Origin of the sequence: Streptomyces sp. NBC_00683 (assembly GCF_036226745.1) — a bacterium.
Lineage (GTDB): Bacteria > Actinomycetota > Actinomycetes > Streptomycetales > Streptomycetaceae > Streptomyces.
The window spans coordinates 7002473-7028295 of record NZ_CP109013.1; the positions used below are offsets into that span (position 1 = coordinate 7002473).

General features: G+C 71.5%; 25 protein-coding genes. 13 read left to right on the top strand and 12 right to left on the bottom strand.

Translation table 11 applies throughout. The features are described from left to right. Positions 1-41: 41 nt before the first annotated feature. The 5 genes from OG257_RS31215 to OG257_RS31235 all read right to left on the bottom strand — a co-directional run bounded on the left by OG257_RS31215 (position 42) and on the right by OG257_RS31235 (position 5028). Positions 42-710, bottom strand: coding sequence for a response regulator transcription factor (locus OG257_RS31215; protein ID WP_329212840.1), 669 nt, complete (start codon positions 708-710; stop codon positions 42-44). After that, complete coding sequence (locus OG257_RS31220) at positions 707-2005, bottom strand: sensor histidine kinase (protein WP_329212841.1); 1299 nt, start codon at positions 2003-2005, stop codon at positions 707-709. The genes OG257_RS31215 and OG257_RS31220 overlap by 4 nt, the downstream gene beginning before the upstream one ends. Positions 2006-2015: 10 nt before the next feature. Beyond that, the gene (locus OG257_RS31225) at positions 2016-3176 is read right to left on the bottom strand and encodes an acyltransferase family protein (RefSeq protein ID WP_329212842.1); all 1161 of its coding nucleotides are present in this window, start codon (positions 3174-3176) and stop codon (positions 2016-2018) included. After that, the gene (locus OG257_RS31230) at positions 3169-4125 is read right to left on the bottom strand and encodes an alpha/beta hydrolase (protein WP_329212843.1); all 957 of its coding nucleotides are present in this window, start codon (positions 4123-4125) and stop codon (positions 3169-3171) included. Before OG257_RS31230 ends, OG257_RS31225 begins: the two co-directional genes overlap by 8 nt. A gap of 147 nt (positions 4126-4272) precedes the next feature. Beyond that, complete coding sequence (locus OG257_RS31235) at positions 4273-5028, bottom strand: LysR family substrate-binding domain-containing protein (RefSeq protein WP_329212844.1); 756 nt, start codon at positions 5026-5028, stop codon at positions 4273-4275. A gap of 58 nt (positions 5029-5086) precedes the next feature. Here OG257_RS31235 and OG257_RS31240 point away from each other — a divergent pair, with 58 nt between their 5' ends. Beyond that, a complete protein-coding gene (locus OG257_RS31240; RefSeq protein ID WP_329212845.1) occupies positions 5087-5491 on the top strand; it encodes a DUF5997 family protein in 405 nt (134 codons plus the stop codon). 63 nt (positions 5492-5554) lie between these two features. Here the strand turns inward: OG257_RS31240 and OG257_RS31245 are convergent, their stop codons facing one another. Next, positions 5555-6199, bottom strand: coding sequence for an SRPBCC family protein (locus OG257_RS31245; protein ID WP_329212846.1), 645 nt, complete (start codon positions 6197-6199; stop codon positions 5555-5557). A gap of 237 nt (positions 6200-6436) precedes the next feature. Between OG257_RS31245 and argC the strand changes: the two genes are divergently transcribed. From argC to OG257_RS31270, 5 genes are all read left to right on the top strand, one after another. Further along, positions 6437-7465 carry an N-acetyl-gamma-glutamyl-phosphate reductase gene (gene argC, locus OG257_RS31250; protein ID WP_329212847.1) on the top strand — a complete coding sequence of 343 codons (1029 nt, stop codon included), beginning with the start codon at positions 6437-6439 and terminating at the stop codon, positions 7463-7465. Between the two features lie 88 nt (positions 7466-7553). Continuing rightward, positions 7554-8708, top strand: a complete 1155-nt coding sequence (argJ, locus tag OG257_RS31255; protein WP_329212848.1) for a bifunctional glutamate N-acetyltransferase/amino-acid acetyltransferase ArgJ — start codon at positions 7554-7556, stop codon at positions 8706-8708. Next, the gene (gene argB / locus OG257_RS31260) at positions 8705-9679 is read left to right on the top strand and encodes an acetylglutamate kinase (protein ID WP_329212849.1); all 975 of its coding nucleotides are present in this window, start codon (positions 8705-8707) and stop codon (positions 9677-9679) included. Before argJ ends, argB begins: the two co-directional genes overlap by 4 nt. Next, positions 9676-10872: an acetylornithine transaminase gene (locus OG257_RS31265; RefSeq protein WP_329212850.1), complete on the top strand. Its 1197-nt coding sequence runs from the start codon at positions 9676-9678 to the stop codon at positions 10870-10872. Before argB ends, OG257_RS31265 begins: the two co-directional genes overlap by 4 nt. Before the next feature lie 10 nt (positions 10873-10882). Further along, entirely contained in the window at positions 10883-11419 is a 537-nt protein-coding gene (locus tag OG257_RS31270) for an arginine repressor (protein ID WP_329212851.1), read from the top strand. Between the two features lie 11 nt (positions 11420-11430). On the opposite strand, the gene OG257_RS31275 is transcribed toward OG257_RS31270, so the two are convergent. The 3 genes from OG257_RS31275 to OG257_RS31285 form a co-directional block, all read right to left on the bottom strand. Further along, positions 11431-12129, bottom strand: coding sequence for a L,D-transpeptidase family protein (locus OG257_RS31275; RefSeq protein ID WP_329212852.1), 699 nt, complete (start codon positions 12127-12129; stop codon positions 11431-11433). Between the two features lie 64 nt (positions 12130-12193). Then, positions 12194-12793, bottom strand: coding sequence for a pyridoxamine 5'-phosphate oxidase family protein (locus tag OG257_RS31280; protein WP_329212853.1), 600 nt, complete (start codon positions 12791-12793; stop codon positions 12194-12196). A 44-nt stretch (positions 12794-12837) separates the two neighbouring features. Continuing rightward, a complete protein-coding gene (locus OG257_RS31285) occupies positions 12838-14244 on the bottom strand; it encodes a HEAT repeat domain-containing protein (protein WP_329212854.1) in 1407 nt (468 codons plus the stop codon). A 178-nt stretch (positions 14245-14422) separates the two neighbouring features. Between OG257_RS31285 and argH the strand changes: the two genes are divergently transcribed. Further along, positions 14423-15856 carry an argininosuccinate lyase gene (gene argH / locus OG257_RS31290; protein ID WP_329212855.1) on the top strand — a complete coding sequence of 478 codons (1434 nt, stop codon included), beginning with the start codon at positions 14423-14425 and terminating at the stop codon, positions 15854-15856. Positions 15857-15920: 64 nt separating this feature from the next. Then, a complete protein-coding gene (locus OG257_RS31295) occupies positions 15921-16892 on the top strand; it encodes an aldo/keto reductase (protein WP_329212856.1) in 972 nt (323 codons plus the stop codon). Positions 16893-16899: 7 nt separating this feature from the next. Here the strand turns inward: OG257_RS31295 and OG257_RS31300 are convergent, their stop codons facing one another. Then, positions 16900-17400, bottom strand: a complete 501-nt coding sequence (locus OG257_RS31300; RefSeq protein WP_329212857.1) for a hypothetical protein — start codon at positions 17398-17400, stop codon at positions 16900-16902. Positions 17401-17444: 44 nt separating this feature from the next. Next, entirely contained in the window at positions 17445-19598 is a 2154-nt protein-coding gene (gene helR / locus OG257_RS31305) for an RNA polymerase recycling motor ATPase HelR (protein WP_329212858.1), read from the bottom strand. Positions 19599-20217: 619 nt separating this feature from the next. Between helR and OG257_RS31310 the strand changes: the two genes are divergently transcribed. Next, positions 20218-20769, top strand: coding sequence for a TetR/AcrR family transcriptional regulator (locus OG257_RS31310; RefSeq protein WP_329212859.1), 552 nt, complete (start codon positions 20218-20220; stop codon positions 20767-20769). After that, positions 20766-22307, top strand: a complete 1542-nt coding sequence (locus tag OG257_RS31315) for an MFS transporter (RefSeq protein WP_329212860.1) — start codon at positions 20766-20768, stop codon at positions 22305-22307. The genes OG257_RS31310 and OG257_RS31315 overlap by 4 nt, the downstream gene beginning before the upstream one ends. A 105-nt stretch (positions 22308-22412) precedes the next feature. Here the strand turns inward: OG257_RS31315 and OG257_RS31320 are convergent, their stop codons facing one another. Further along, positions 22413-23084 (bottom strand): lysophospholipid acyltransferase family protein, encoded by a 672-nt coding sequence (locus tag OG257_RS31320; protein ID WP_329212861.1) that lies wholly within the window; start codon positions 23082-23084, stop codon positions 22413-22415. 370 nt (positions 23085-23454) lie between these two features. Here OG257_RS31320 and OG257_RS31325 point away from each other — a divergent pair, with 370 nt between their 5' ends. From OG257_RS31325 to OG257_RS31335, 3 genes are all read left to right on the top strand, one after another. Next, on the top strand, positions 23455-24624 hold the full coding sequence (locus tag OG257_RS31325) for a glycerophosphodiester phosphodiesterase (protein WP_329212862.1): 1170 nt from the start codon (positions 23455-23457) through the stop codon (positions 24622-24624). Positions 24625-24717: 93 nt separating this feature from the next. Continuing rightward, the gene (locus tag OG257_RS31330; RefSeq protein ID WP_329212863.1) at positions 24718-25269 is read left to right on the top strand and encodes a sigma-70 family RNA polymerase sigma factor; all 552 of its coding nucleotides are present in this window, start codon (positions 24718-24720) and stop codon (positions 25267-25269) included. 46 nt (positions 25270-25315) lie between these two features. Then, positions 25316-25819 carry a GNAT family N-acetyltransferase gene (locus OG257_RS31335; RefSeq protein WP_329212864.1) on the top strand — a complete coding sequence of 168 codons (504 nt, stop codon included), beginning with the start codon at positions 25316-25318 and terminating at the stop codon, positions 25817-25819. Positions 25820-25823 lie beyond the last annotated feature (4 nt).

The following is a 25823-nucleotide window of genomic DNA, read 5'->3' on the forward strand; positions in this document are numbered from 1 at the left end:
GGCCAGCGGCGTGCCCCGTTCCAGGCCGCGGCGGCGTCCGGTCAGTAGCCGGCCGGGCGCACCAGCCCCGACTCGTACGCGAACACCGCGGCCTGCGTCCGGTCGCGCAGGCCCAGCTTGACCAGGATCCGGCTCACATGGGTCTTCACCGTCTGCTCCGCCACGATCAGCCGCCCGGCGATCTCCGCGTTGGAAAGCCCCTGCGCGACGAGGAACAGAACCTCGGTCTCGCGTTCCGTGAGATCACCGACGCGGTCCCTGCTCGGGGCGCGCGGCGCGGTGCTCACCCGGGAGAACTCGGCGATCAGGCGCTTGGTGATGTTCGGGGCGAGCAGCGCGTCGCCGGCCGCCACCACCCGTACCGCCTGCGCGAGTTCGGCAGCCGACGCGTCCTTCAGCAGGAAACCCGAGGCGCCCGCGCGCAGCGCCTCGTACACGTACTCGTCGAGGTCGAAGGTGGTCAGGACGAGGACCTTGACGGTGGCGCCCGGCGCTTCGGTGATGCGGCGGGTCGCGTCGATCCCGCCGAGACGGGGCATCCGTATGTCCATCAGGACGACGTCGGGAGCCAGTTCGGCGACCTTCTCCACCGCGTCGACGCCGTCCACGGCCTGGCCGACGACCTCGATGCCGGGCTCGGCGTTCAGCAGCACCGTGAAGCCCTGGCGGACCATCATCTGGTCGTCGGCGATGAGCACGCGGATGGTCATGCGGGTTCCTCCAGGGGAAGTGTCGCCACTACTTCGTAACCCCCGCCGGGGGTGGGGCCGTGGGTGAGTTCGCCGCCCAGCATGGCGGTGCGTTCGTTCATTCCGAGCAGCCCGTGCCCGACACCGGCGGACCGCGCGGGCGGGACGTCCGGGGCGGAGTTGGTGACCCGGACCGTGACGGCCGCCGTGTGGTAGCCGACCTCCACCCGGGCGCGTGCCCCAGGGGCGTGCCGCATCACATTGCTGAGCGCCTCCTGCACGATGCGGAACGCCGACAGCTCGACGCCGGGCGGCAACGGCCGCCGGGTACCCGCCGTTTCCGTGGTGACGGTGATGCCGGCACCCCGTACCTTCCCGATCAGTTCGTGCAGCATGTCGAGGGTGGGCTGCGGCGCGTGCCGTACGCCGTCCGCCAGGGCGTCCTCCGAGCGCAGTACGCCGAGCACGCGGCGCAGTTCGGCGAGCGCCTCCACGGCGTTCTCCCGGATGCCCGCCAGGTTCTCCTTGAGCTCGTCCGACGGGTTCTCCACCAGGTGCGGGGCGACCTGGGCCTGGATGGAGATCACGGACATGTGGTGGGCGACCACGTCGTGCAGTTCGCGCGCGATCCGGTTGCGCTCCTCCAGGAGCGTGCGCCGGGCCCGTTCCTCCTCCGTCAGCTCCGACTGCTCCACCAACTGGGTGCGGGCCACCCGCAGGGCCCGCAGCGCGCTGCCGACCACGACGGCCGCGACGACGACGAGGGCGGCGCGGTCGAGGGCGTAATTGTGGGCCTGCGTGGCGAACGTGCTGGCGGCAAGCCCCGTCAGGAGACTGACCACCAGCGCGGTGACCGCGCGGCGTGGCTGGACCCGGAGTGCCAGCAGGAACAACGCACCGCTCTGCAGCGCGATCTCGGGCATGGTCCACGGGAACAGCTCGTCGGGCCCCAGTACCGGCTCGGCGAGCCGCACGCTGACGACCATGAGTCCGAGCGACGCCCACCAGGCGTACAGCGGCCGGGCCATACCGGAGATCAGCGCCGCCGACTGGAGCACGGCGACAAGAACCGCGTACACGGGGATGCCGGAGCCGTCCGGTATCAGGTCGTACACATGGAACAGCGTGATCGCCGACGCGACGATCGCCAGCAGCATCCCGAACACCGGCCGCCATATCGGTGCGCCCGGCCGGCCCGGTGGCGGTACCGGATCGACGGGCGAGGTCCACAGATCCTCGCGCAGCGTGCGCGGCAGCCTCCGCAGAGCGGCCGCCAGCCGTCGCCCGGCCGCCCCGGCCCCCGCCCACCCCGTCATGTTCTCCACCTTAAGCACGTCGCGACTCCCGGATCCGGGCGGGGGAACTCTTCCGTACGACCGTCGATCCGCTGCTCCGCCCCTGCTCGTACGCACCGAAGGCGTGCCGGAGCACCAGCAGCACCAGGGCGAAGACCGGCAGCCAGGCCAGCCGTGCGAGGACCCAGACCGGGCCGTCGGGCACGGTGTGCAGACCGGGCAACGGGCCGCTGGCGAACAGGACGGTCGAGGTGACCACGATCATCGCGGTCTGGTGCCACAGGAACACGGTCATCGCGGACAGGTTCACCAGCGCCACGGCCGCCCAGACGGCGGGACGCGCCAGGACCCGGCGCAGCGGTCCGAGCAGCAGCAGCGCCGCCCCGCACTGGGCGAGGCCGAACGTGACGGCCGCGAGCGTCGGAGGATCGAGGTTGGACAGCTCGCCGCCGGGCACCCCGACCATGGACGCCGGATAGCCGGCGAACAGGACGAGCCCCGCGGTTGCCGCCGCGCCCCCGAGCAACAGCGCCCAACCGGTCCGGCGGCTGCGCAGCCCGCCCCGCGCCCAGGCGGCGCCCAGGCAGTACGGGACCAGCCAGCCCGCCGCCACGTTGACCCGGCCCAGGGCGGCCGGGCCGTCGAGGCCCAGGCGGATCAGGTCGACGTGGAGGACCACGGCGAGCGGCCACAGCGGATGCAGCCGCGCCACGAGGGGGGTCGCCGCTGTCAGCGCCGCGAAGACCAGCAGGAACCACAGCGGCGACCACACCAGCTTGCCCAGCGCGCGCACGGTGTCCTGGTCCACGCCGGAGGCCAGCATCACGCACGCCGCCACGGCCCACACCACCAGGACGACGGCGACCGGCCGGAACAGCCGCCCCATCCGGGCCCGCAGCCACCGCCCGTAGGACTCGCCCCTCGCCCGGGCGGAGGCATAGCCCTTGGCTCCCACGTGCCCGCCCACCAGGAAGAAGACCGCGAGCGTCTGGAACACCCAGGAGACCGGGGTGAACTGCGGCATGTACTGGAGCGGACTCGCACCGTGCACCGTGCCGCTGTCGGCGACCAGAGCCGTCACCAGCCAGTGGCCGCACACCACACCCAGGATGGCGAGGCCGCGCAGGGCGTCGAGCGCACGGTCGCGGTCCGGAGGCGTCGCGGACTCGATACGCCGCACGAGCTCACGCATGACGGCCCGCCGTCCCCGCGACGATCCGGCCGATGCTGCGCAGCGAGACGGATCCGGGCTTCAGATAGTCGCTGTGTCCGCCGTCGCCCGCGTCGAAGACCTCGGCGCCGAACTCCGGCGAGACCGGGTCGGTGCCGAACCCGACCGTGACGAACGGCAGTCGCACCCGTATGTGGGGTACGTCCGCGATCCAGTCGTCACCGCCCCGGCCGGCCCGGACGGTGGCCCGGGTGTGCAGCGCGGCGGCGCTGTCGGCGCCGGTGCCGGGACTGCCGTACAGCACGATCTCCGCGACATCGAGCCGTGACGCCGCCCGGGCACAGACGACGGAACCGTAGGAGTGGCAGAGCACGGAGACCCGGGCGGCGGGCTGTGCCGCACTCAGTTCCCGTACGAAGGAGGTCAGTCCAGGGGCCGCTTCGGCGGCCCGTCCCGACGTCAGTGCCCCGGGGCTCACCGTGACCGGTGTCCGGTACCCGAGCCAGGCGACGACGGCCGACCCGCCGCCGAGCTCCCCGAGGAGCGCCTCGGCATCGCGCCGTAAACGCCAGTAGTGGTCGAGGTCGACTCCGGCGCCCGGCACCAGTACGGCGATCCGTCCGGCCCGGGACAGATCCCCGAAGACCTCGGCGGTGCGGCCGCCGTCGCGCCCGTCGAACGCGAGGAAGTGCCGGGCGGACCCGGCCATGTCCCGCAGTGAAGCGGCGCGCTGCCGGTCCCCGTTCCGGGCGGCCATGCGCTCGGCCGCCCGGATACCGTCACGGTTCGCGTCGTAACGCGCCGCCAGCGCGCCCGGGGCCGCGGTGTCCAGCGGGCCGAGGGCCGCCGGGGCGGGTGCCGGAACAGCGGCGGGGCGGGCCGCCCCCGAAACCGGCAGTGCCACGGTCGCGGTGACGAGCGCGGAGAGCAACGCGCGACGCAAACGGCTGCTGCGTGGGCGGGACGCCATGGGTGGTCCTTCCGTACCGGATGTGCCTGATGAATCCGGTACCGAAGCTATGGACCGCCCCGTGTGGTCGGCGTCCCGCTGAGGAGCGCACCTGTCACGTAGCTCTGGAGTACTACGAGTAGGGGGTGCTCCGCCTCCAGATGCCCGCTACGGGCGACGCCGGGGCTTGCCGCGCTTGCCCCCGCCGGACGCCCCGCGGGGGTTCTTGCCCGTCGCCTTGCCGGCTGCGGGCTTGCGCGGTGCGCCGCCCTTCTTCTCCGGGCGCTTGGCCTTCGGCTGCGGGGGTGTCGGGGGGCGGCCCCGGGTGCTGTTCACGGTGCGCCCGCGGACGATCCCGATGAACTCCTCCACCAGATCGGTGGTCCTCTCCTCCGGCCAGGACAGGGCGATGCGCGACTCGGGCACGTCCGAGAGCGGCCGGTAGGTGAGGTCCTTGCGGTGGTACAGACGGGCCAGCGACTGCGGGACGACGAGCAGCCCCACCCCGGCCGCCACCAGCTCGACGGCGTCCTCCGTCGTCGCGGGGCGCTCCAGCGCGGGCCGGCCCGGAGGACGCTCCCACTCCAGGGTGTCGTCGAGGGGGTGCAGCACGATCTCGTCGGCGAGATCCGCGGCCGACACCTCGTCGACGGCCGCCACGAGGTGGTCCTTGGGAACCACGACCACGGTCGTCTCGGTATAGAGGGGGATCGCGCTCAGATCCGTACGGTCCACCGGGAGGCGTACGAAACCGGCGTCGGCGTCGCCGCCGCGCAGCACACCGGCCGCCTCGGCCGCGGGGACGCCCACGAGGGTCAGCGGGACGCCGGGCAGCCGCTCGTTCCAGATCCGCACCCATTTGGTCGGGGTCACGCCCGGGACGTAGGCGAGCCGGAACGAAGAGGGGGTTTCCGAGCCTGTCACTCCGCCAGGTTACCGGCCGTGGTCGGAGGCGGCGCACATGCTCGATACCCTGGACACCATGACGTCGCACCAGACCACCCAGACAATGAAGCCCGCCACCGCGGCGAAGAAGCTGGGTGTGTACCTCGAAGCCACCCCCGCCGAGTTCCAGGAGGGCGTCGTCTCGCGCAGCGAGCTGAACGCACTCCAGACCGATCCGCCCGAGTGGCTGCAGGAGCTGCGGCGCAACGGTCCGCACCCCCGGCCCGTGGTCGCTTCGAAGCTGGGCATCTCCATCGCCGGCCTCGCGCGGGGCGGAGTCACGGAGCCGCTCACCACCGAGCAGATCGACGCGCTCAAGAACGAGAGCCCCGAGTGGCTGCAGAAGGAGCGCGCCACCCAGGCCGAGGTCCGCAAGGAAGCGGTCCGCATCAAGGAGAAGAACGCGGCGCGGTCCGAGGAGTCCGGCGACTCGCGTTCCTGACGCGGGCCGGGGCGGTGACGGCCGCCGGGTCCCGAAGCGGTGAGGGAACCCGGCCGCACGGCTCTACTCCGCGCTCTGCGCCCCGGTGTAGGCCGCGACCGTCGCCGCCGTCGTGGCCGCCACGACCTCCGGGTCCGCGCCCGACGCGGCGTACGCGGCGCCCCACTCGTGGCCGGAGCGCGCCATGACCGCCCTCGCCTCGGGCGTGGACTGCCAGGCGGCGGCCTCCTCCGGCGTGATGTCGCCGCCGGCGAGGTGCGTGGCGAGGCCCAGAAGCGTCAGGTCCCAGCCGATCCCGACCGCTCCCGGCCCGAACTGTGCCCGGAACTCCTCGGGCACCACGGCCACGTGTTCCAGCTCGAACACCGTCCGGCCGTCGCCCTCCGGCACGAGCCGTACCTCGACCTCGCTGAACCCCGGCTCCGGCCCGAACAGCCAGGACACCCGCAGGCGCCCCGGCGGGACGCACTCGAGGATCTCGCCCCCGGCGTTCCCCTCCAGCTGATAGTGGCCGCCGACCACGAACTCCCCGCTCACGGGCAGGAACCAGCGCCCGATCCGCTCGGGCGAGGTCACCGCGTCCCACACGTCCGTGGCCGGCGCCTCATAGATGCGCCGCAGCAGCACCGTGCCGGCCTCCTGAGCCCCGCCCTGGCGCGTGCCGACCTCGCGGTGCACCTTGTCGATCTCGTCGACGATGCCAGTCATGTCCGCCCACTTCCTCTGCCGGTCCGCGCTCGCGCCTTCTCCCGCAGATGCTGAGACACTGCCGACCGGGACCGAGCTCCAGTATCCGGCGCCGGACCGGGGCCCCGAGAACGTCGAAGGCGTGCACAACGGCCACTGTGCCGCTTCGCGCTTGCACAAGCTGACGCCCAAGCAGTAAATCTTTGCATAAAACTGCAGGCCTGCGTATAGTCATGCCATCGACTAGGAGGCATTCCGATGGTGGTACGTGCGGCAGTGGCAGGGGCGAGCGGATATGCCGGCGGGGAACTGCTCCGCCTGCTCCTCACCCACCCACAGGTCGAGATCGGCGCCCTCACCGGCCACTCCAACGCCGGGCAGAAGCTCGGCGCCCTGCAGCCGCACCTGAGGCCGCTGGCCGACCGGGTGCTCCAGCCGACCACGGCCGAGGTGCTCGCCGGACACGAGGTCGTCTTCCTGGCCCTGCCGCACGGGCAGTCGGCCGCCGTCGCCGAGCAACTCGGCGACGAGGTGCTCGTCGTCGACATGGGCGCAGACTTCCGGCTGAAGTCCGCCGCCGACTGGGAGAAATTCTACGACTCCCCGCACGCGGGCACCTGGCCGTACGGCCTGCCCGAGCTGCCAGGGGCCCGCAGCGCGCTGGAGGGATCCAAGCGCATCGCGGTGCCCGGCTGCTACCCGACCGCGGTCTCCCTCGCCCTCTTCCCGGCGTACGCGGCCCAGCTCGCCGAACCGGAGGCCGTCATCGTCGCCGCCTCCGGCACCTCGGGGGCGGGAAAGGCCGCCAAGCCGCACCTCCTGGGCTCCGAGGTCATGGGCAACATGACCCCGTACGGCGTCGGCGGTGTCCACCGGCACACGCCCGAGATGATCCAGAACCTCAGCGCCGCAGCCGGTGAGCCGGTCACCGTGTCCTTCACGCCGACCCTCGCGCCCATGCCCCGCGGCATCCTCGCCACATGCAGCGCGAAGGCGAAGCCCGGCGTGAGCGCGGAGTCACTGCGCGCCGCCTACGAGAAGGCCTTCGCGGACGAGCCCTTCGTCGACCTGCTGCCCGAGGGCCAGTGGCCCGCCACCGCGGCCGTGTACGGATCCAACGCCGTCCAGATCCAGGTCGCGTACGACGAGGCAGCCGGCCGGATCATCGTGATCAGCGCCATCGACAACCTCGCCAAGGGCACCGCGGCGGGAGCCCTGCAGAGCATGAACATCGCGCTCGGGCTGCCCGAGGACACAGGTCTTTCCACCATCGGAGTCGCACCGTGAGCGACGCACGCGCGGCCGCCGGGCTGCGGGAAACGACGAAGACCGCGCCGCCGCGCAGCGCGGGCGGAGAAGCGAACGAGGAGATGCAGTGAGCGTCACGGCAGCCAAGGGATTCACGGCGGCGGGCATCGCCGCCGGAATCAAGGAGAGCGGCGGACCGGACCTGGCCCTCGTGGTCAACAACGGGCCCCGTCGCGCCGCCGCGGGCGTCTTCACCTCCAACCGCGTCAGGGCCGCACCCGTCCTCTGGTCGGAGCAGGTACTCAAGGGCGGCGAAGTCACCGCCGTCGTCCTCAACTCCGGTGGTGCCAACGCCTGTACGGGCCCCCAGGGCTTCCAGGACACCCACGCGACCGCCGAGAAGGCCGCCGAGGTCCTCAGCGGTCACAGCGCGGGCGAGATCGCGGTCGCGTCGACCGGACTGATCGGCCTGCTGCTCCCCATGGACAAGCTGCTTCCCGGCATCGAGAAGGCCGCAGCGGCCCTGAGCGAGCACGGTGGCGAGAAGGCCGCCATCGCCATCAAGACGACCGACACCGTGCACAAGACCGCGGTCGCGGGCGGCGAGGGCTGGACCGTCGGCGGTATGGCCAAGGGCGCCGGCATGCTCGCCCCCGGCCTCGCCACCATGCTGGTCGTCCTGACCACCGACGCCGACGTGGACACCGCGGGCCTCGACTCCGCACTGCGCGACGCGACCCGGACCACCTTCGACCGGGTCGACTCCGACGGCTGCATGTCGACCAACGACACCGTGCTGCTGCTCGCCTCGGGCGCGAGCGGAATCGCCCCCGGGCAGGCCGAGTTCGCGGCCGCCGTCCAGACCGTCTGCGCCGACCTCGCGCGCCAGCTGATCGGTGACGCGGAGGGCGCTTCCAAGGACATCCGGATCGAGGTCATCAACGCCGCGACCGAGGACGACGCCGTCGAGGTGGGCCGCAGCATCGCCCGCAACAACCTCCTCAAGTGCGCCATCCACGGGGAGGACCCCAACTGGGGCCGTGTCCTGTCCGCCATCGGCACCACGAAGGCGGCCTTCGACCCCGACCAGCTGAACGTCGCCATCAACGACGTGTGGGTCTGCAAGAGCGGCAGTGTCGGCGAGGACCGCGACCTCGTCGACATGCGCTACCGGGAAGTCAAGATCACCGCCGACCTCGCCGCAGGCACCGAGACGGCCGTCATCTGGGCCAACGACCTCACCGCCGAGTACGTCCACGAGAACAGCGCGTACAGCTCATGAGCGCCGCGAGGAAGCACACGGCGCTGCCGAAGGCCCAGATCCTCATCGAGGCGCTGCCCTGGCTGACCCGGCACAACGGCAAGACGGTCGTCATCAAGTTCGGCGGCAACGCCATGATCGACGAGGAGCTGAAGGCCGCGTTCGCGCAGGACGTCGTCTTCCTGCGGCACGCCGGTCTCAAGCCCGTCGTCGTGCACGGCGGCGGTCCGCAGATCAGCGCCCAGCTCGACAAGCAGGGCCTGGTCAGCGAGTTCAAGGCAGGCCTCCGCGTCACCACGCCCGAGGCCATGGACGTCGTACGCATGGTGCTGGCGGGCCAGGTCCAGCGCGAGCTCGTCGGCCTGCTCAACCAGCACGGCCCGCTCGCCGTCGGTATGACCGGCGAGGACGCCCACACCATCACCGCGACCCAGCACCGCCCGATGATCGACGGCGAGGCCGTCGACATCGGCAGGGTCGGCGAGATCACCGCCATAGACACCGGAGCCATCCAGGCGCTGCTGGACGACGGCCGGATCCCGGTCATCTCCTCCATCGCGCGCTCCGCCGAGGACAACCACGTCTACAACGTCAACGCCGACACCGCCGCCGCGGCTCTCGCGGCCGCGCTCAACGCCGAGACGCTGATGGTGCTCACCGATGTCGAGGGCCTCTACGAGGACTGGCCCAACAGCGACGACGTGATCAGCCGGCTCACCGCCACCGAGCTGGAGAAGCTGCTGCCCGATCTCTCCAGCGGCATGGTGCCCAAGATGCAGGGCTGCCTGCACGCCGTACGCAACGGCGTCGAGACCGCCCGCGTCATCGACGGCCGGGTCCAGCACTCGATCCTGCTGGAGATCTTCACCGACGAGGGAATCGGCACGATGGTCGTGCCCGACGCACAGGCCGACGCACAGGCCGGCGCACCGGCCGATCCACAGACCGACGTACACACCGAGACGCAGCCGCACGCGCAGGGGGAGTCATGAGCAACGAGCAGTTCGCGCAGCGCTGGCAGGGGGCGCTGATGGACAACTACGGAACCCCGCAGCTGTCCCTGGTCCGCGGCGCGGGCGCCCGTGTGTGGGACGCCGACGGCACCGAGTACCTCGACTTCGTCGGCGGTATCGCGGTGAACGCCCTCGGCCACGCGCACCCGGCCGTCGTCGAAGCCGTCTCCGCCCAGGTCGCCTCACTCGGCCATGTCTCCAACCTCTTCATCGCCGAACCGCCCATCGCGCTCGCGGAGCGCCTGCTGCAGCTCTTCGGCCGGACGGGCAAGGTCTACTTCTCCAACTCCGGCGCCGAGGCCAACGAGGCCGCCTTCAAGATCGGCCGGCTCACCGGGCGCAGCCACATGGTCGCGACCGACGGCGGCTTCCACGGCCGGACCATGGGCGCGCTCGCCCTGACCGGCCAGCCCAAGAAGCGCGAGCCCTTCGTGCCGCTGCCCGGTGACGTCACACACGTGCCGTACGGCGACGTCGAGGCGCTCCGGGCCGCGGTGACGACCGACACGGCCCTGCTGATCATCGAGCCCATCCAGGGCGAGAACGGTGTCGTCGTACCGCCCAGGGGCTACCTGGAGGCAGCCCGGGAGATCACCCGGGCCACCGGCACCCTGCTCGTCCTGGACGAGGTGCAGACCGGGATCGGGCGCTGCGGGCACTGGTTCGAGCACCAGGCCCACCAGGGCGTCGAGCCCGACCTCGTCACGCTCGCCAAGGGCCTCGGCGGGGGACTGCCGATCGGCGCGACCGTCGCTTTCGGTGCGGCGGCCGACCTGCTGAAGCCCGGCCACCACGGCACGACGTTCGGCGGCAACCCGGTCGCCTGCGCCGCCGGTCTCGCCGTCCTTGACACCCTCGCCGCCGACGGCGCCCTGGACGAGGTGAAGCGGCTCGGCGAGAAGATCAGGGACGGTGTCGAGGGGCTGGGCCACCCGTTGGTCTCCCACGTCCGCGGCTCAGGCCTGCTGCTGGGCATCGTGCTCACCGGGCCCCTCGCGGCGCAGGTGCAGAAGGCGGCCCAGGAAGCCGGACTCCTGGTGAACGCTCCCGCCCCCGATGTCGTACGGCTCATGCCGCCACTGATCATCGGCGACACCGAGGTGGACGCGTTCCTGCGGATTCTGCCCGGAGCCCTCGACGCGGCCCACGGGGACGGACGATCCGGAGAATGAGGCGACGACGATGACCGAGGCGCAGGAATCCGAGCACGGCGGGCCGTCGGTGCCACAGACCCGCACCGCCCGCCACCGGCGGATCGTGGACATCCTGAACAGGCAGCCGGTGCGCTCGCAGAGCCAGCTGGCCAGGCTGCTGGCCGACGACGGGCTGAGCGTCACCCAGGCGACGCTCTCCAGGGACCTGGACGAGCTCGGCGCTGTGAAGATCCGCAACACCGGCGGCGAGCTGATCTACGCGGTGCCCAGCGAGGGCGGCTTCCGTACCCCGCAGGCACCGCTCGGCGGGTCCGCGAAGGAGGAGCGGATGCGCAGGCTCTCCTCCGAGCTGCTCATCTCGGCGGAGGCCTCGGCCAACCTCGTGGTGCTGCGCACGCCGCCGGGCGCCGCCCAGTTCCTCGCCTCGGCCATCGACCAGGCCGAACTCCAGGCGATCCTCGGCACGATCGCGGGTGACGACACGCTGATGCTGATCAGCCGTGACCCGAACGGCGGCCAGGCACTGGCCGACCACCTGCTGCGGCTCGCCCAGAACGAGCGCTGAGCGGCCGCCCGTCAGTAGCGCGTGATCGCGGTCGGGCCGGACTCGGTCCCGACCGCGATGTGCGGACGCCGGGCCGGGTCGGCCCACGCCAGGATCCGGTCCATGTCGGCGGCCGGTACGGAGACACAACCGGCTGTCGCGCCCTTGCCGTTGACGTGGAGGAAGATCCCGGCACCCCGGCCCCGTACCGGCCGGTGGTAGTTGAAGCCGATCACGAGCGCACGCGCGTACTGGGTCCCGTACGTCACCAGATGCTCGGCCTCGTCCGCCCGGCAGTCCGCGGACAGCGGCTCCACCCAGCGGTTGTACGCCCGCGACTCGTTGTCCTGGCACCACCACGAGCGCTCGTTGACCAAGCGGTACGGATAGCGGGTCCTGTCCGGGGCGGCAGCGACGCCGAAGGCGTACGGCAGGTCGTACAGGCCGGTGGGCGTGGTGTTCGTGCCCTGCGTACGTGCGGCACCCTCGGTCAGTCCGTTCGCCCCGAAGCGGGCAGGCGCTGAACCCGCACGGACCCAGGTCCCCGACCGCCGGTCCCACCACGTCACCGTGCCCGTGGTGGAGTCCGTGCCGGGGGCCTCGGCGGTGATCAGCTGGCTGCCGCCGCCCGTGTCGGCCAGCCGTTCAGGGAGGGGCGCCGGTTCTGCCGGCCGGGCCGCGAGGGACGCCAGCGCCAGCAGAACCGACACGGTCACCAGGGATCTGCGCATGTTCCGGACCGTAAGGCCCGCGGCGGCGCGGCCCCACCGCGCCTGCTCCGTACGGCCCAGCGCCTCACCCCGCGGGCGGCGCCGGCAGGGCGGGCAGCGGCAGGGGAAGACCCGGCAGCCCGTCGATGCTGGTCGCGATGTACTCCTTCTTCCCGAAGTACGCGCTCAGGCTGGCGTCGTCCTCGCGCCGGAAGCGGTCGGCGTGCAGGGTGCGGTCCTCGTCGTACGCCATGAAGGGCACCCCGTATCCGCAAGTGTCCCGGATCAGCTCGGCCGTCACCACGATGATGGCGCGCAGCCCGTGCGGAGTCGGGTCGACCGAGGGGAAGTGGCCGAGCAGGGTCGGGAACCGTGGATCGTCGCGGAAGACCGGTTCACCGCGGCCGTGCACCCGCACGATGTTCGGCGGCCCCTGGAAGGCGCACCACATCAGCGTGATGCGCCCGTTCTCCCGCAGGTGGGCGACGGTCTCGGCGTTGCTCCCCGCGAAGTCGAGGTAGGCAACGGTCCGTTCGTCGACGACGGCGAACGAACCGCTGACGCCCTTGGGGGAGAGGTTCACCGTGCCGTCGGCATCCAGAGGGGAGGTGGCGGTGAAGAAGATGTGCTGCTCCTCGATGAAGGTCCGCAGCCGTCCGTCGATACGCTCGTACGTTTTTCCCATGAAGTGAAGTATCCGTCGCCGGACGGCTCGGCCCGTAGCGTTTCTCATCCACCGGAACTGAAGGGCGGCAGCGGCTCGTAGCGGGCACGCTGCGCCTCGTGGGCGACCTCGGGGTCCTCGTCGTCCTCCATCGCGGCCAGTACGCGTTTGCGCAGAGCGAGGCTGTGGGCGCAGAGCAGGCGGAGGGCGGAACGCCGCACGTGCTGGGGGCGGCCGGGGGCGACCAAGGAGGCCAGCCACTCCTCCGGGACGAGCAGGACGTACGGGACGAGCGCCTTGCAGGCGGTGCGCACCACCGGCGGATGCGGATCGTCCATGGCGGCCATCAGCTCGTCGGGGGAGACCGCGTCCAGCATGCGCAGGGCGGCGAGTGCCGCGGCGCGCACCCGGCCCTCCGGATGGGCCGTCAGCGGCCGCAGCAGGGCCGTCGCGTCGGGCGCTCCGGACTCGGCCAGGCCGAACAGGGCTCCTGGCGGCAGGTCCGGTGCGGCCGGGTCGGAGCACATCCGGTGGTAGAGCTCCCGCGAGTCCAGGCCCTCCAGGCGCAGGACCAGGCGGGCGGCGGAACGCACGCGGGCCGACTGGTCGGTCAGGCGGGACGCGGCCTCCGGTCCGCGGTCCGCCCGGTGCAGGGCCGTCACCGCGGAGGACCGCGTCACGGCCGAGGAAGCGTCGAGCAGGGGGTCCAGGAGCCGCTCCGGATCACCTGCGGTGACCCGGGCCAGCAACTCGCCGGTGCACCGGTGGCGGACGATCCGGTCCGGGGCGGTGAGCGTGAGCTCCGTCAGCCCGGCGGGCGTGAGCAGCTCCCGTTCCAGTGCCAGTCGTGCCCCGAAGATCCTGACCTCCGGCGCCTGGCTCGCGCAGAGCAGGCCCGGCAGCCCCGGCAGGGGTCCCGCGGCGGCCAGGACCCGGTCCAGGGCCCAGCCGCCGTGCGGGAACAGGGTCAGGCGCAGGGCCAGGGGCACCAGTGCCGCGGGCTCTGCCTCCGGCTCCTGCAGGGCCGCACGCATCATCCGGCGGGCCCGCTCCCGTACGTGCAGGTCACGGTCGGCGCACCGCGTCAGCAGCAGGGGCAGGAGGGCGGACTGTCCGGGGGTGAACGCCAGCGCGGCCTCGCGAACCTGCCGGCGGTCGTGGCAGAGGGCGATCGCCGTCTCCGCTTCGCGGGGCGGGAACTGCGACCAGGTGACGTCCTCGGCCTCCTCGTCCCAGTGGGGTGCGGTCGACCAGTCGACCGATCCGCGTCCGCCCGTACGGCGTTCCCGGAGCAGGGACACCAGCGGCAGGACCCCGCTCCGCCGCGCGGTCTCCGAACGTATCCGCCGGTCGAGATCGACCCAGGCCTCCGGATCGGCCGTGTCCAGCGCCGCAGCCAGGGGCTTGCCCACCAGGAGCCGGTCCTGCGGGGAGAGGAACAACGTGGGGGACAGGGGGATCACGTTCCGCATGGGACCAGCCTAGGGATCGCGCGCGCCTCCCACCAGCAGCTTTGACAAACCATACGGAGGACTGCATAGTTATGCCTACCAGACCTCGTCCGATCCCGGCGTCACCCACCGCCTCCCCTCCGTACGCGTGCGGGGAGGCGGTCGCACATCCCACCCTTGCACTCCCGAGGAGCACGCAGTGAGCAACGGCACCGGCAACAGCGACGTACGCCTCTGGGGCGGCCGTTTCGCCGACGGACCCGCCGAGGCGCTGGCCAAGCTGTCCGCCTCCGTCCACTTCGACTGGCGGCTCGCCCCCTACGACATCGCCGGCTCCCGCGCCCACGCGCGGGTGCTCAACAAGGCGGGCCTGCTCACCGAGGACGAGCTCGACCGCATGATCGCCGGCCTCGACTCGCTCGAAGCCGCCGTCGCCGACGGCTCGTTCACCGGCACCATCGCCGACGAGGACGTCCACACGGCGCTGGAGCGCGGTCTCCTGGAGCGTCTCGGTCCGGACCTCGGCGGCAAGCTGCGGGCCGGCCGGTCACGCAACGACCAGGTCGCCACGCTCTTCCGGATGTACCTGCGCGACCACGCCAGGATCATCGGCGGGCTGATCGCCGAACTCCAGGACGCGCTCGTCGGACTGGCCGTGGCCCACTCCGACGTGGCCATGCCCGGCCGTACGCACCTGCAGCACGCCCAGCCCGTCCTGTTCGCCCACCACATCCTGGCCCATGTGCAGCCCCTCGTCCGGGACGCCGAGCGGCTGCGGCAGTGGGACGAGCGGACCGCCGTCTCCCCGTACGGCTCCGGCGCGCTGGCCGGATCGTCCCTCGGGCTCGACCCGGAGGCGGTCGCCGCCGACCTCGGCTTCGAGCACGGATCCGTCGCCAACTCCATCGACGGCACCGCGTCCCGGGACTTCGTCGCCGAGTTCGCGTTCATCACCGCGATGATCGGCATCAACCTCTCCCGGATCGCGGAGGAGATCATCATCTGGAACACGAAGGAGTTCTCCTTCGTCACCCTCCACGACGCCTTCTCCACCGGGTCCTCGATCATGCCGCAGAAGAAGAATCCGGACATCGCCGAGCTGGCCCGCGGCAAGTCCGGCCGTCTCATCGGCAATCTGACGGGCCTGATGGCGACGCTCAAGGCCCTGCCGCTCGCGTACAACCGCGACCTGCAGGAGGACAAGGAGCCCGTCTTCGACTCCTGCGACCAGCTGGAGGTCCTGCTCCCCGCCTTCACCGGCATGATGGCCACGCTCACCGTCAACCGTGAGCGCATGGAGGAGCTTGCCCCGGCCGGCTTCTCGCTCGCCACGGACATCGCCGAGTGGCTGGTCAAGCAGGGCGTCCCGTTCCGGGTCGCGCACGAGGTCGCGGGCGAGTGCGTCAAGGTGTGCGAGCAGCAGGGCATCGAACTCGACGAACTGACGGACGAGCAGTTCGCCAAGATCTCCGAACACCTCACCCCCGAGGTGCGCACGGTACTGAACGTGCCCGGCGCACTCGCCTCCCGCAACGGCCGCGGTGGCACGGCCCCGTCGGCCGTCGCCGTCCAGCTCGCCGAGGTGAAGGCCGACCTGGCGACGCAGCACGCCTGGGCGACCGCACGCGGCTGATCCGGCGGCATCGCGGGCTACGTTGGTCGGGCAGGTACATGAAACCGACCAGGAGGAGTCCGCGATGCCCTTCGCCCGCCTGAACCGAGCGACCACCCCGACCGCCCACATCGGGCTGGGCCTGGCCGCCGTCGGCAGGCCCGGTTACATCAATCTGCACCGGGACCGGGACCTGCCCGCAGACCGCAGCGCGGACGCGCTGCGCTCCCGCACCCACGACCTCCTGGACGCCGCCTACGCGCAGGGCGTCCGGTACTTCGACGCGGCCCGCTCCTACGGCCGTTCCGAGGAGTTCCTCGCGGACTGGCTGACCGCCCGGCCCGAGGTGACGGACGTGGTCATCGGCAGCAAGTGGGGCTACACCTACACCGCCGACTGGCGCGTCGACGCCGAGGCGCACGAGGTCAAGGACCACAGCCTCGCCACGTTCGAACGCCAGCGCGCCGAAACGGCCGGACTGCTCGGCGAGCGGCTCGACCTCTACCAGATCCACTCGGTGACCGCCGACAGCCCGGCACTGAGCGACAAGGACCTGCACGCGCGCCTGGCCGCACTGGCCGCGGAGGGCACCACCGTCGGCCTCTCCACCAGCGGCCCCGCCCAGGCCGACGCCATCCGGGCCGCCCTTGCCGTCACGGTGGACGGCGAGCCCCTCTTCCGCACCGTCCAGGCCACGTACAACGCGCTGGAGACCTCGGCGGGGCAGGCACTCGCCGAGGCGCACGACGCAGGGCTCACCGTCATCGTCAAGGAGGCCATGGCCAACGGCAGGCTCGCCGGGACCGAAGCCCCCGCCGTCGTCCAGGAGATCGCGGCCGAGGCGGAACTGGGAGCGGACGCCGCCGCCCTGGCCTTCGTGCTCCACCGGCCGTGGGCGGGCGTCGTCCTGTCCGGAGCGGCCACCGTCACCCAGCTCGCCGGCAATCTGCACGCGCCCCTCCTCGACCTGGACACGGACCGGCTGGACCGGCTGGACGCCCTGGTGGAGGAGCCGGAGGCGTACTGGCGGCACCGCTCCTCGCTGCCCTGGAGCTGAGCCGGCATCACGCCCAGGCGGCGAGTGCGTCGAAGTCCGCCCGCACCAGCCCCACCCGGGGGTCGACCGGGCGCAGCAGCGCCCGCCCCGGGTGGTGCCCCGCCACCCAGCCCGTGTCGAGGTCCGTGATCTCGTCGTCGACCCAGGCGAACGGCCTCCCGGCCGCGTACTCGACGATGAACCGCGTCTTCCAGTACGTCCCGTCCGCGGTGGCGCCGTGCATCTCGGGCCAGTCGATGTACGGCAGCGGGGGCAGCCCGAGGTGCGGGCCGATCCACTCGTTGGCCTCGTCCTTCCAGGTGGTCGCCCAGACGAGTTCGTACCGGTCGGTGAGGGCCAGCAGTTCGTCGCCGTGCTCCGGGTTGAGCAGGACCGGCAGCGCCGGCCCCGCCGTCCACCCCGTCGGCCGCATGCTGTGCCGCCGGTAGCCCTCCGGCGTCCTGCGGCGGGACAGCGCCATGTACGGATTGAGGGGGCCGTCGATGTCGATCAGCAGCAGCGGCTTCATCGCCTCATGGTGCCCGCTGTCACCGCCCGACAGGGTGGAAGGCGTCAGGAGCTCGTGAGGATGACGAGCTGCTGGGTCGCCCGGGTCATCGCGACATAGCGGTCGACCGCCCCTTCGACGCCCTCGCCGAACTCCTCCGGGTCGACGAGGACGACCAGGTCGAACTCGAGCCCCTTCGACAGCTCCGGGGTCAGCGACCGGACGCGGGACGTCGAGCGGAATGCCGGATCGCCGATGACGCAGGCGATCCCGTCGGCATGCTCGGCGAGCCAGGTGTCGAGGACCGAGCCCAGCTCCGAAGCGGACCCGTGCACGACGGGAACGTTGCTGCTGCGGATGGAGGCCGGAACGTTTGCGTCCGGGAGCACGGCCCGGATGACCGGCTCGGCCTCCGCCATGATCTCCTCCGGCGTCCGGTAGTTGATGCTCAGTGAGGCCAGGTTGATCCGGTTGATCCCGACCCGCTCGAGCCGTTCCTGCCACGACTCCGTGAACCCGTGCCTGGCCTGGGCGCGGTCCCCGACGATGGTGAAGCTGCGGGACGGGCACCGGAGCAGCAGCATCTGCCACTCCGCGTCGGTCAGTTCCTGGGCCTCGTCCACGACGACGTGGGCGAACGGGCCGGCGAGCAGGTCCGGTTCGGTGCCCGGCAGCGCGCTCTCGTCGATCAGGGAGTCCTGCAGGTCCCGGCCGTGCAGCATCCCCAGCGCGCCTTCGCTCTCGTCGATCACCATGTTCTGCAGCATGCTGGTGATGGACTCGGCCCTGCGCTCGCGTTCGTCGGCGACAGCGGCCTCGTTCCGACGCCTGCGCCGCGCCGCCTCGGGGTCCCCGACCCGCTGCCGTGCCGCGTCCAGGATCGGCAGGTCGGACACGGTCCAGGCCTGGGCGTCCCCGCGCTGCAACCGCTTGATGTCATCGGGGCCGAGCCAGGGAGCGCACTTGCGCAGGTAGGCGGGTACCGACCACAGGTCTCCGACGAGGTCGGCCGCTTCGAGCAGCGGCCACGCCCGGTCGAAGGCCGTGAGCAGTTCCCTGTTCCGCAGCAGCGACTTGCGCAGCAGGTACTCCGAGCCTTCGCCCTCGTACTTGTCCATCAGGATCGTGAGCAGTTCCTCCCAGACCAGGTCGCGCGCCTCGTTGTGCGGGGCACCGGGTCCTGCCGCTTCGAACGCCACGGCCCAGTCGGCGGCGCTCAGCCGGATGTCGGACCACTGGGTCGTGACCGTCATCCCCTCGGTCGGGGGCTCCTCGTAGAAGCTGACGGCCGCCTCCACCGCCTTCACCAGGTTCGCGGACGACTTCAGGCGGGCCACCTCCGGGTCGCTCTCCACGGCTGCCGCGGCTCCCTCGGCGACGAGGTCCCGCAGGGTGCAGGTCTGCACGCCCTCCTCCCCGAGGCTGGGCAGGACGTCGGCGACGTAGCCGAGGTAGGGCTGGTGCGGACCGACGAACAGGACGCCGCCCCGGCGGTGACCGAGTCGGGGGTCGGAGTAGAGGAGGTAGGCGGAGCGGTGCAGCGCGACGACGGTCTTCCCCGTGCCCGGACCGCCGTCGACGACGAGAGCGCCACGTGATCCCGCGCGGATGATGGCGTCCTGGTCGGCCTGGATGGTGCCGAGCACATCCCGCATCCGTGGCGACCTGTTGCTGCCCAGGCTGGCGATGAAGGCGGACTGGTCGTCGAGCGCGGCGTGCCCGGCGAAGCCGTCCGGGGTGAACACCTCGTCCCAGTAGTCGCTGATGCGGCCGCGTGTCCAGCGGTACCTGCGGCGGCTCGCCAGCCCCATCGGGTTGCCGTGAGTGGCCCCGAAGAACGGCTCGGCCGCGGGTGAGCGCCAGTCGAGCAGCAGCCGGCGGCCCGAGCTGTCCGTCAGGCCCAGGCGTCCGACGTACACCGGCTCGGAGGTGTCCGCGCCGACCATGTGCCCGAGGCACAGGTCCATGCCGAAGCGGCGCAGTGTGCGCAGACGGGCGGTCAGCCGGTGGATCTCGGAGTCCCGGTCCATGGCCTGCCGGCCCACCCCGCCGGGGGTCCTGAGTTCGGCGGCGAGGCGGTCGGACAGTTCGGCGATCGACTGCTCGAGGCACTCCGCGATGGCCGCGAAGTGCTGCTCGTCGTCGGCGATCAGTGCCGGGTCGGCCTTGGGGGAGAGGCGGTCGGGAAGGTCAAAGGCGCTGGTGGACAGCGGGTTCACGGCGTTGGCTCCGATCTGAGGTCGCTTGCAACCATTGCGCGCAGCAAGGTGTCTGGACCGGCGTGAAGAATCTGGTGACCGTGGCGGGCAACGGCCACCAGGGGTGTTGAGGTCTCGTGTTCCGGGCTTCCGGGCCGCTCGTGTCCGCGTGGCTCACGCGGAACCGGGCAGCCCCTCGGCGGCCACCCGTCCGGCCCAGTACGGCCGTCCCGGCGGCCGGGGCGCCACCGGTGATTCGGCATCCCCGCGCGATCCGTACGCAGACGACAGCACGCGCACGTCGTGGTTCCCCCATTTCCGCAGGTAGTGGCTTCGACGGATGATTCTGCGGCATGACGGGGGCCTTGCCGCAAGGCCCCCCATGCGCTATATGTTGAAAGTGGAAAGGAGTGGGTACTCCTCTTTTCCCTCTGCCGTCCGCTCGGGACGGACCACCTCCTCGCGAATCCGCGGTGCGCCGCGTACGCCGGTGCCGTCGGCCCAGGAGGGTCTCCCGTTAGCCTACGGATGCGGCGACGGATTCGAGAATTCCTTCATGATGCGCGGCACGGTCGTGGGGTGCGACGCACCCAGCTCTCGGAGTGAGACATTCATGTCTCAGATGGGTTAGTGTCGTCTCATGACTCTCGACCGTGAGCAGGTGCTGCGCAGTGCCGCCGCACTGCTGACCCGTAGATCGACCGCCACCATGGACGAGGTCGCCAAGGCCGCGGGCATCGGCCGCGCCACCCTGCACCGCCACTTCGCCGGACGGGATGCACTGGTCAGGGCGTTGGAGAACCTGGGAATCCAGGAATTCGAGGCCGCACTGGACACCGCCGAACTCGACGAGGGAACCGCCGAGGAAGGCCTGCGGCGCCTCGTCGCCGCCGTCGAGCCCGCTGCCGGACTGCTGTCCTTCCTCGTCAACGAGAACCAGCTCTTCGAGGGCGACCAGATGAACGAGGGATGGAACCGGCTCGACGCCCGGGTCTCCGCCTTCTTCCGCCGCGGCCAGGAGCGCGGCGAATTCCGGATCGACCTCACACCGGCCTGGCTGACCGAGGCCCTGTACGGGCTCATCGGCACCGGGGCATGGGCCGTACAGGCCGGCCGGGTCGCCGGACAGGACTTCCAGTACATGATCGTCGAGTTGCTGCTCGGCGGAGCACGCCGGAGCGTGGAGAAATGACCAGCAGCGAGCACCGCCCCGGCATCTCGGGCGACCCGTACCACCCCGGGCGGTGGATCGCCCTGTCGGTCCTCGTCCTCGCCGTCCTGCTGGTGGCCGTCGACGCCACAGTCCTCGGCCTCGCGACCCCGTTCCTCAGTGAGGACCTCGAACCGACGGCGACCCAGCTGCTCTGGATCGGCGACGTCTACTCCTTCGTCATCGCCGGACTCCTCGTCTCCATGGGCAGCCTCGGCGACCGCATCGGCCGCAAGAAGCTGCTGCTGACGGGTGCCACCGCCTTCGGCGCAGTCTCCGTGCTCAACGCGTATGCGAACAGCGCCGAGATGATGATCCTGGCCCGGGCGCTGCTGGGTGTCGCGGGCGCCACCCTGATGCCGTCGACGCTCGCCCTGATCCGGAACCTCTTCCACGATCCGCGCGAGCGAAGCTTCGCCATCGGTATCTGGGGTGCCATGGCCTCCGCGGGTGCGGCCGTGGGCCCCGTCATCGGCGGTGTGCTCCTCGAGCACTTCTGGTGGGGCTCGGTCTTCCTGATCAACCTGCCGGTCATGGCGGTCCTGGTGGCCGTGGGCATCAAGATGATCCCCGAGTCGAAGAACCCCGAGCCGGGGCCCTGGGACCTGCCCAGCGTGGGGCTCTCCCTCATCGGCATGTTCGGCGTCGTGTACGCCATCAAGGACCTGGCCGCTCACGGGGCCAGCTGGGCCGTCGCCCTCACGGCCGTCGGCGGTGCGCTCGCCCTCGTCTGGTTCGTACGACGGCAGTTCCGGCTCCCCTCACCCCTGCTGGACATGCGGCTCTTCCACCACCGGGGCTTCTCCGGCGCGGTCCTCGCCGACCTGCTGACCATCCTCGGCCTGTCCGGCCTGGTCTTCTTCCTCTCGCAGTTCCTGCAGCTGGTCCAGGGGCGCAGCCCGCTGGAGGCCGGTCTCGCCGAACTGCCCGCGGCGATCGGAGCGGTGACCGCGGGGCTGCTGGCGGGCAGGGCTGCCCGGCGCTTCTCGGTGCGGTCCGTCGTCGCGGGCGGGCTGGGTGCGATCGGGGTGGCGCTCGCGGTGGTCACCGTCATCCACAAGGAGACCGCGTATCCGCTGCTCGGAGCCGTGCTCCTGGTGGTCGGCGTCGGCGCCGGATTCTCCTTCACCGTCACCGCCGACGTGATCCTCGGCAGCGTCCCCAAGGAGCACGCCGGCTCCGCGTCCGCCGTCTCCGAGACGGCGTACGAGCTCGGCGCGGCCCTCGGTATCGCGGTGCTCGGCTCCATCGTCACCACCGTCTACCAGGGCTTCGCCACCCCGAGGGGAGTTCCGGCGGCCACTTCCGAGGCGGCCCACGAATCACTCGGCGGCGCTGTGGACTCGGCCGAGGCGCTCCCCTCCGAGCAGGCGGACGCGCTGATCTGGGCCGCGCAGGAGGCGTTCGTCAACGGGCTGAGGGTCGCGGCCGCCGTCGGTGCCGTGGTGCTGCTGGCGACCGCCGTCGCCGCGTGGTTCCTGCTGCGCGGCCAGAAGCTGGAGGAAGGCATCGTGGAGTAGGGCCTCTCACGCCGGCCACAGGGTCCACCCGAGCGGCGGACACACGAAAGGGCCCGTACCCCGCCATCCGGGGGTATGGGCCCTTTCACGCCGGGCGCGGCCGGATCAGGCGGCCTTGGCCTTCGTTGCGTACATGTCGACGTACTCCTGGCCGGACAGCCGCATCACTTCGGCCATCACCGAGTCCGTCACCGCCCGCAGCACATAGCGGTCGCGGTCCATGCCCTCGTAGCGCGAGAACTCCATCGGCTCACCGAACCGGACCGTCACCTTGCCCGGACGGGGCAGCCCGGCGCCGCCCGGCTGCAGCTTGTCCGTGCCGATCATCGCGAACGGCACCACCGGCGCACCCGTCATCAGCGTCAGCCTCGCGATGCCCGTACGGCCCCGGTAGAGCCGGCCGTCGGGGGAGCGGGTGCCCTCGGGGTAGATGGCGAAGGCGTTGCCCCCGTCCAGCACCCGGCGGCCCGTCATCAGGGCGGCGACGCCTCCGCGGCCCCCGTCCCGGTCGACCGGGATCATTCCGCAGCCCGTGAAGAACCAGGCCATCAGCCGGCCCTTGAGGCCCTTGCCGGTGACGTACTCGTCCTTGCCGATGTAGAACACCGGCCGGTCGCAGCAGATCGGCATGATCATCGAGTCGATGAACGTCAGATGGTTGCCCGCGAGAATCACCGGCCCGGTCCCCGGAATGTTCTTGGCGCCTTCCACCTGGGGGCGGAACATCAGGCGCAGGATCGGTCCGAGCACTGCCTTGATGACCGTGAGTCGGGACAACGCATCCTCCGGTGTAGTGGCCGGGCCGGCCGGGTCGGGAGTTTAAAGGGTCTGTGCAGGTGAGGACGATACTCGCGGGTACCCCCGAATCGCACATCGGGTTCACCAAGCGGATACGCAGTGTTGACGTGTGTTTCCGCCATGTTCGTCCACGTGCCGCCCCACCGATGGCGTAGCTGCCTACGATCAAGCCACTCGAGCCTCTCGTACGGATGGGGCCGGGCTCGCGTGCACCGTTACCCCGTCTCCTCGTCGTCGGGCAGCTCCTCCGCCCCGCGATCCACGGCACCTGACCCCGACCCGATCCGGCCTGATCCAAACGGAAGACCCCGGCTCGACAGGTGCCGGACATCACATGCGAGGAGTACTCATGACAGAGCGTGCGCAGAGTCCCGGCCGGCGGACCCTGCTGGGAGCGGCCGTCCTCGGTGCGGCGGCCCTCGGACCGATCGGTACGGCGAACGCGGCCGAGCACGGCAGGGCCGGACAGGGCGGCGGCCACGGCTCCTACCGGGACCTGCCCGTGCCGACCGTCATCGGCCACCGCGGCGCCAGCGGCTACCGGCCCGAGCACACCCTCGGCTCCTACCAGCTGGCCCTGGACATGGGCGCGCACATCGTCGAGCAGGACCTGGTGCCGACCAAGGACGGCCATCTCGTCTGCCGCCACGAGAACGACATCACGGGCACGACGGACGTCGCGGACCACCCCGAGTTCGCGGGCCGCAGGACCACCAAGACGGTGGACGGCGTCTCCCTCACCGGCTGGTTCACCGAGGACTTCACCCTCGCCGAACTGAAGACGCTGCGCGCCAAGGAGCGGATCCCCGGCACCCGCCAGGAGAACACCCTCTACGACGGCCGCTGGGAGATCCCCACCTTCGAGGAGGTCCTGCGCTGGGCCGACCAGGAAGGACGCAGGCGCAACAAGCCCGTCTGGCTGTACGTCGAGACCAAGCACCCCTCGTACTTCCGTGGCCTCGGGCTCGGTCTCGAGGAGCCGCTGGCCCGGCTGCTGCGCCGTCACAACCGGCACCGCGCGAACTCCCCGCTGATCCTGCAGTCCTTCGAGCCGACCTCCGTGCAGCGGCTGTCGAAGCTCGTCGCCACGCCGCGCGTCGTCCTGCTGTCCGGACCGAAGGAGCGGCCCTGGGACTTCGTCGAGGCGGGCGACCCGCGCACCGTCGCCGACCTCGTGAAGCCTGCCGGGCTGACGTGGATCGCGTCCTTCGCGCAGGGCATAGGCCCGACGCTGGACCTGGTCATTCCCAAGGACTCCTCGGGCCGGCTCACCACACCGACCACCCTGGTCCGGGACGCGCACGCGCGCGGCCTGATCCTGCACCCCTACACGATGCGCAACGAGAACTCCTTCCTGCCGGCGGACTTCCGGCGCGGCACGGACCCGAACGCGTACGGCGACGCCTTCGGTGCCTTCCGCACGTACTTCGCGGCCGGCATCGACGGGGTCTTCTCGGACAACCCGGACACCGCGCTGCTCGCGGCGGCCGACTTCGCCGGGGACACCGCCGGCCACTGAGCCACCGCCGTCAGCGGCCCGGCCGGGATGCCCCGGTCGGGTGGAGCTCCCCGTGCACGGCAACCGGCCGTGGACGGGGAGCGTTGACGGGGCATGACGCTTCCCGATCAAGCTCCGGCGGCCCGGGGCCCGCTCACCCCGGCCGCTGTCGTCCGGGCCCTGCTCCCTCTGGTGCGTGCGGAGGCGACGGCCGAGGCACCGGCCGCCGAGGTCGATCCGGCGGACCTGGAACAGGCCGTGTGGCTGCGGCTGCTGGAGCGGCCGGCGGGGCAGGGGGCACCCGCGGATCCCGCCCGCTGGGTCCGCGCCGCCGTACGGGCCGAGGTGCGCCGGGCACGCCGCAGAGCCCGGCGCGAGCGCGCGTACACCGCGGGCGAACCCCCGGGAGACTGGAGCGGCTGCCCGGAGCGGCTCGCCCTGGGTGCGGACGAACGCCGGGTGCTGCGTGCGGCGGTGGACCGGCTGCCCGGGCGGTGCCCCCGGCTGCTGGCGGCGATACTCGCTCCCCACGATCCGACCTACCGGGAAATCGCAGGGGAGTTGGGTATGTCACAGGGGAGCTTGGGCCCGATCCGTTCCCGATGCCTTGGATGTCTGCGCAGAATGCTCGCGGCGGAGGTTGTAGCTCCTGAAGTGCGGGGATAGGAGCGGTAGACAACCGGCGGACCAGGTGAGCGGGAGGCATGCACACATGGGCATGAGCGTGACCATCTCGGCGGCGACAGCACAGGACGTCGAGCAGATATTCAAGCTTCAGTACCTCTGCTTCCAGAGCGAGGCGGAGCTCTACGGCAACTACCGGATCGACCCACTCATCCAGACCCTCGAATCGGTACGCGGAGAAGTCGCGACGGACCTGGTGTTCGTGGCCCGGCTCGGCGAGGAAGTCGTCGGTTCGGTACGTGGCTTCACCGACGGGGACGGCACCGGCCTCATCGGCAAACTCTGCGTCCACCCCAGGCTCCAGGGGCACGGCCTCGGCGCGCGTCTGCTGCGCGCCGCGGAGTCGGGCCTGGCCGACGGGCGTTCGGCCAGGCGCTTCCGGCTGCACACCGGAGAGCGCAGCGAGGCGAACCTGCGGCTCTACAGCAAGGCCGGCTACGCCAGGGTGGGCAACGCCACCGGCGAGGACGGCGTCCGTCTGATCCTGCTGGAGAAGGACGCTGCCGCACCGGCCTACGTGGCCAGTGCCTGAAGGA

Coding starts and splice junctions, on each gene's coding strand:
- OG257_RS31265 (WP_329212850.1), top strand. CDS start 9,676: ATGAGCAACGAGCAGTTCGCGCAGCGCTGGCAGGGGGCGCTGATGGAC.
- OG257_RS31335 (WP_329212864.1), top strand. CDS start 25,316: ATGGGCATGAGCGTGACCATCTCGGCGGCGACAGCACAGGACGTCGAG.
- OG257_RS31325 (WP_329212862.1), top strand. CDS start 23,455: ATGACAGAGCGTGCGCAGAGTCCCGGCCGGCGGACCCTGCTGGGAGCG.
- OG257_RS31220 (WP_329212841.1), bottom strand. CDS start 2,005: ATGACGGGGTGGGCGGGGGCCGGGGCGGCCGGGCGACGGCTGGCGGCC.
- argB (WP_329212849.1), top strand. CDS start 8,705: ATGAGCGCCGCGAGGAAGCACACGGCGCTGCCGAAGGCCCAGATCCTC.
- OG257_RS31275 (WP_329212852.1), bottom strand. CDS start 12,129: ATGCGCAGATCCCTGGTGACCGTGTCGGTTCTGCTGGCGCTGGCGTCC.
- OG257_RS31295 (WP_329212856.1), top strand. CDS start 15,921: ATGCCCTTCGCCCGCCTGAACCGAGCGACCACCCCGACCGCCCACATC.
- OG257_RS31280 (WP_329212853.1), bottom strand. CDS start 12,793: ATGGGAAAAACGTACGAGCGTATCGACGGACGGCTGCGGACCTTCATC.
- OG257_RS31310 (WP_329212859.1), top strand. CDS start 20,218: ATGACTCTCGACCGTGAGCAGGTGCTGCGCAGTGCCGCCGCACTGCTG.
- OG257_RS31225 (WP_329212842.1), bottom strand. CDS start 3,176: ATGCGTGAGCTCGTGCGGCGTATCGAGTCCGCGACGCCTCCGGACCGC.
- argC (WP_329212847.1), top strand. CDS start 6,437: ATGGTGGTACGTGCGGCAGTGGCAGGGGCGAGCGGATATGCCGGCGGG.
- OG257_RS31215 (WP_329212840.1), bottom strand. CDS start 710: ATGACCATCCGCGTGCTCATCGCCGACGACCAGATGATGGTCCGCCAG.
- OG257_RS31330 (WP_329212863.1), top strand. CDS start 24,718: ATGACGCTTCCCGATCAAGCTCCGGCGGCCCGGGGCCCGCTCACCCCG.
- OG257_RS31230 (WP_329212843.1), bottom strand. CDS start 4,125: ATGGCGTCCCGCCCACGCAGCAGCCGTTTGCGTCGCGCGTTGCTCTCC.
- OG257_RS31270 (WP_329212851.1), top strand. CDS start 10,883: ATGACCGAGGCGCAGGAATCCGAGCACGGCGGGCCGTCGGTGCCACAG.
- OG257_RS31315 (WP_329212860.1), top strand. CDS start 20,766: ATGACCAGCAGCGAGCACCGCCCCGGCATCTCGGGCGACCCGTACCAC.
- OG257_RS31240 (WP_329212845.1), top strand. CDS start 5,087: ATGACGTCGCACCAGACCACCCAGACAATGAAGCCCGCCACCGCGGCG.
- OG257_RS31245 (WP_329212846.1), bottom strand. CDS start 6,199: ATGACTGGCATCGTCGACGAGATCGACAAGGTGCACCGCGAGGTCGGC.
- OG257_RS31285 (WP_329212854.1), bottom strand. CDS start 14,244: ATGCGGAACGTGATCCCCCTGTCCCCCACGTTGTTCCTCTCCCCGCAG.
- OG257_RS31300 (WP_329212857.1), bottom strand. CDS start 17,400: ATGAAGCCGCTGCTGCTGATCGACATCGACGGCCCCCTCAATCCGTAC.